The sequence below is a fragment of the Kitasatospora sp. NPDC057198 genome (genome assembly GCF_042670125.1).
Classification (GTDB): domain Bacteria; phylum Actinomycetota; class Actinomycetes; order Streptomycetales; family Streptomycetaceae; genus Kitasatospora.
Genome location: NZ_JBHUWH010000587.1, coordinates 1 through 4,327, shown reverse-complemented (window position 1 = coordinate 4,327; position 4,327 = coordinate 1). Strand labels below are relative to the sequence as shown.

Sequence of the window (4,327 nt, the reverse complement as noted above, 5' to 3'; positions counted from 1 at the left end):
GTTCCCGACGGCCCGTCAGGCCGTCGAAGCCGTCCCGCCGTACTGCCCGGTGTTCGAGAGGACGGCGCCGTGGTCGGCGACCTCGATGACCAGGCGGTCGCCGTCCTGCAGTTGGAAGTTGTCGTGGAAGCTGCTCAGGTCGGCCCCGGTGAGCAGGTAGTTGACCAGTCCGGGGCGGCGCAGCGCGGGGAAGGAGAAGGCCCGCGCGGCCAGGTCCTCGACCCGGAACCAGAGCGCGTCGGCGCCGCAGTCGAACTTGCCCTCCCAGGCCGCCACGCCGCCGCGCTCGATGGTGACCGTGCCGGTGGCGGCCCGCGGCGGCTCGCCCAGGAAGAGGTAGGGCGAGACCGCGGTGTCGCAGAGCTTGCCGGACGGGGTGTAGCCGGGGTCGATCCGGTGCAGGCCGATGTCGCACAGGTCGTTGCCGAAGCTGTAGCCGACGTAGTGCGGGACGCCCTGCTGGTCGTTGACGTAGACCAGCAGCATCTCCGCCTCCTCGATCAGCCAGATCGGTTCCTCGGGGACCACCAGCGGCTGGCCGGGGGTGCGCAGCCAGGAGCCCAGGCCCTTGAAGAACCACTTCGGTACCGGCGGGCGGCCGTCGTAGGAGACGATCGCGGCTTCCTTGGACTTGTGGGTGCCGAGGAAGCCGCTGACCAGCGCGGTGCCGCTGTCGGCCGGCAGCAGGGGGGGCAGCGGGCGCAGCTCGGGGTCGCCGGCGGTCACGGTCAGGCTCGGGGCGCCCTCGGCGGCGGCGGCGAGCGCGGCGGGCGCGTCCTGCGCGAGCAGGGCGGCGCGCAGGCCGCCCTCGGGGAGCAGGTGCAGGGTCTGCGGCTCACCGGCGGCGGCGATGCCGAAGCTGACGTACCGCCGGCCCCGGTACTCGTATTCGCTGACGATGGACATGGCTTCTGGGCCTCCAGGATTCGTGTGGTCGGGGCGTGGTGCCGGGTCAGACGTCAGCGGCGGCCGCGGGACGGCGGTCGGACGACCGGACGAGGTCGTCCAGGACGTCGCCGACACGGTCCAGGGACGCCTTGATCCAGGGGAGTTCGAGGGGGGCCTGGGCGGTCATCGCCGCCGATCGCTCGGCGTCGTGCTCGCCGTACAGCCGGCTGGTCGCCACCCGGATCCGCAGCGTGTCGGCGGGTTCGCCGAACGCCGTTCCGGAGAGCAGGCCCACGCCGTAGCGCTCGGCGAAGAGGGCGGCCAGCTGGTCGGCTCCGGTGACCTGGTGCGTGCTCAGCAGGTGTGCGCGCAGCGGTTCGAAGCTCGGGTAGAGGTAGCAGGTGGAGCGGACGGGCTCCAGGTCGGCGCCGATCGCGGTGAACCTGTCGGCGACGGCGCGGACCACCGTCGCGTGCAGCCGGCGGGCGGCGGCGACGTACTCGACCACCTCGGCCGGCTCGTCCAGGGCGAAGGCGGCTGCCTCCTGGACGGGGGCGGCGGTGGTGGACCAGGTCTGGCTGGCGACGGCCTCCAGCCGCTGGTGCAGCGCGCGGCCGAGCGGGCTGTCGGGCAGCCGGGCGACGCCCATCCGCCAGCCGCCGACGGCCAGGTTCTTGGTCAGCCCGGTGGTCACCACGGTTCGCTCGGGGGCGAAGACGGCGGGCGAGAGCGCCCGGTCGGCGCCCTCGAAGACCAGATCGCAGTAGATCTCGTCGGAGACGATGACCAGGTCGAGTTCGCGGGCCGCCTCGGCGAGCAGGGCCAGGGTGTCGGGTTCCGCGACGGTGCCGGTGGGGTTGTCGGGCAGGGTGACGATGACGCAGCGCGGGTCGCGGCCGGCCGCGCGGGCGGCGGTGACGGCCGCGCGCAGCAGCGCGGGGTCGGGCACGCCGCCCTCGCCGGGTCGGGTGCGGACCTCGATCGGGGTGCCGCCGGCCAGCCGGGCCTGGGCGGTGTAGCTGACCCAGCTGGGCACCGGCACCACCACGTCGCCGCCGATGGCGAGCATCAGGGCGAACAGCATCGGCTTGCTGCCGGGGGCGCAGAGCACCAGCCCGGGGTCGGTGGGCAGGCCGCGGCGGCCCCAGTAGCCGGCCGCGGCGGCGCGCAGCGCCGGGCTGCCGGCCACCGGGCCGTAGGCGTTGCGGCCCGCCGCCTCGGCGAGCCTGGCCCGCAGGGCGGGCAGGACGGGGAGGCCGATCTCGCCGCTGGCCAGGGAGATGACCTGTTCCCCGGCCTGCCGGCGACGTTCCAGTGCCTCGTCGGCGGCGAGCGTCGCCGACTTGGTCACCGGTACGGGTTCGGGCATGGCGTTGCTCCAACGGATCGGGCCTCGGGTGCCGAGGCGGCGGGGTTCGTGCTGCCCGGTCGGCCGGCTCGGTCGGCCGGCCTGGTCGGCTCGGTCGGCCTGGTCGGCTCGGTCGACCGATCGGTTCAGCCGGCGAAGAGCTTGCGGAGTTCGACCTTGCGGACCTTGCCGGTGAGGGTCTTGGGCAGGGCCGTCATGATCTCCAGGCGCTCCGGCAGGAACCGGACGTCCTGGCCGGCGCCGCGCAGGTGGGAGCGGATCTCCTCCAGCGTCGGCGGGTCGTCGTCGCGGGCCACCAGGACCACCAGGATGGTGTCGTCGATGTGCCCGGTGGGGCCGACGATCGCCGCCTCGGCGACCTGGGGGTGGGCGGAGATGGCCGCCTCCAGCTCGGCCATCGGCAGCACGATGCCGTCGCGCATGATGGCGTCCTTGGCCCGGCCGAGCACCCGTATGCCGCCGCGCCCGTCCTCGCGGGCCACGTCGCCGGTGTCGAACCAGCTGTCGGCGCCGAGCTCGGCGTCGAAGACGTCCTGCTGCTTGAAGTAGCCCAGCGCCTGGGAGGCGCCGCGCACCCGCAGGCGGCCGACCGAGGCCCGCTTGGTCGGGTCCTGGCAGGCGTCGATCCGGATCTCCATGGAGTCGATCGGCCGGCCGTGGCTGTGCGCGGACCAGTTCTGGTTGTAGTCCAGCCGGCTGATGGTGACCGGACCGAACTCGGACATGCCCCACACCGAGTAGGTGCGGGCGCCCAGGGTGTCGCGCAGTTCGTCGACCAGGCTCTGCAGCACCGGCGCGGCACCGGTGACGGTGTGGCGCAGGCTGGAGATGTCGCGCGGGTCGTTCTGCTGCACCCGGGCGATGCCGGACAGGGTCGGCGGCGGGCCGTAGAGCAGGGTGCCGTGGTAGCGCTCGATCAGGTCGAGCAGCCCGGCGTGGTTGGGTCCGTCCTGGAAGACCGCGGTGCCGCCGAGGATGACCGCGGCGAGGATGCCCTGGCCGAAGCCGGAGTAGTGCACCATCGGGTTGGTGACCACCGCGACCAGGTCGTCGCGGAGCAGGAAGGTGTCCACGTAGCCGCGCACGCCGGAGTGGACGGTGTTCTGGCTGTGCACCACGCCCTTGGAGAAGCCGGTGGTGCCGGAGGTGAAGAGGATCACGAAGGGCTCGTCCGGGCGCAGTGCCCGGCCCTCCAGCTGCCCCATCCGCTCCTTCTCCCAGTGCCGGGCGACGAACAGGTCGTGGAAGTCGACGGTGCCCTCGGGGGCGTGCCCGTCGACCACCACCACGTGGTCCACGGCCAGTTGGTCCCTGAGGTCGCGGACGGTGGTGGCCAGCTGGTAGCCCTGGTACTCGGCGACGGTGATGAAGACCCGGGCCTCGGTGAGGGCGAGCCGGTGGCGCAGCTCCTCCTCCTGGCAGACCGGGGCGATCGGGCAGATGACCGCGCCGGCCGCCATGCAGGCGAACATCAGCGGGACCATCTCCCAGCGGTTGGGCAGCTGGACGGCGACGACGTCGCCGCGCTCGACCCCGAGCTCCAGCAGCGCGCCGGCGAAACGGTCGGTGAGCCGGGAGAGTTCGGCGTAGTCCAGGGTGTCGGTGCGGGCCTCGTCGAGCCGGCGGCCGGCTATCGCCAGCTTGCGCGGCCGCTCGACGGCCTGGCGGCGCAGGTCGTCGAGGAAGGTCTCGTCCCGCCACCAGCCGCGCCGGCGGAACTCGGCCATCCGGTCGGCGACCGAGGAGGGGGCGCTCATCGGCGCGCCGCAGCGCGCTCGGCCAGCAGCTCCGGCAGCGGGTCGCCGGCGCGGGAGTCGGCGATGGTCAGCAGGTCGCGGGTGTTGCGCCGCACGGTGTCGGCGACCCAGTCGAAGACCCATGCCTTGCGGGCCCCGGCCTCCAGCTCGAACGGCACCACCCGGGTGACGGCCAGCGCGGCGGAGCCGGCTCCGCCGATGTTGCTGATCACGCCGGGTACCAGCAGGCCGCCGTCGGCGCGCAGCTTCTCCCGGGCGCCCTCGGTGGAGCAGATGTTGCCGCCCTCGACGATCAGCGGGCCGCGGACCCGGT

General features: G+C 73.7%; 3 protein-coding genes and 1 pseudogene. All 4 read right to left on the bottom strand.

Going from position 1 to position 4,327, the window contains the following annotated elements:
• Positions 1-15: 15 nt before the first annotated feature.
• Positions 16-906 (bottom strand): fumarylacetoacetate (FAA) hydrolase, encoded by an 891-nt coding sequence (locus tag ACFUEL_RS35990; protein WP_380241846.1) that lies wholly within the window; start codon positions 904-906, stop codon positions 16-18.
• 46 nt (positions 907-952) lie between these two features.
• The gene (locus ACFUEL_RS35985) at positions 953-2,257 is read right to left on the bottom strand and encodes a pyridoxal phosphate-dependent aminotransferase (protein ID WP_380241844.1); all 1,305 of its coding nucleotides are present in this window, start codon (positions 2,255-2,257) and stop codon (positions 953-955) included.
• 125 nt (positions 2,258-2,382) lie between these two features.
• Complete coding sequence (locus tag ACFUEL_RS35980; RefSeq protein WP_380241842.1) at positions 2,383-4,014, bottom strand: AMP-binding protein; 1,632 nt, start codon at positions 4,012-4,014, stop codon at positions 2,383-2,385.
• Positions 4,011-4,327: pseudogene (locus ACFUEL_RS35975) on the bottom strand (Glu/Leu/Phe/Val dehydrogenase); the annotation flags it as partial. The gene ACFUEL_RS35980 and the pseudogene ACFUEL_RS35975, both read right to left, overlap by 4 nt.

Bases quoted from the DNA above. Each gene is read 5' to 3' on its own strand.
- ACFUEL_RS35980 (WP_380241842.1), bottom strand. From the start codon at position 4,014: ATGAGCGCCCCCTCCTCGGTCGCCGACCGGATGGCCGAGTTCCGCCGG.
- ACFUEL_RS35985 (WP_380241844.1), bottom strand. From the start codon at position 2,257: ATGCCCGAACCCGTACCGGTGACCAAGTCGGCGACGCTCGCCGCCGAC.
- ACFUEL_RS35990 (WP_380241846.1), bottom strand. From the start codon at position 906: ATGTCCATCGTCAGCGAATACGAGTACCGGGGCCGGCGGTACGTCAGC.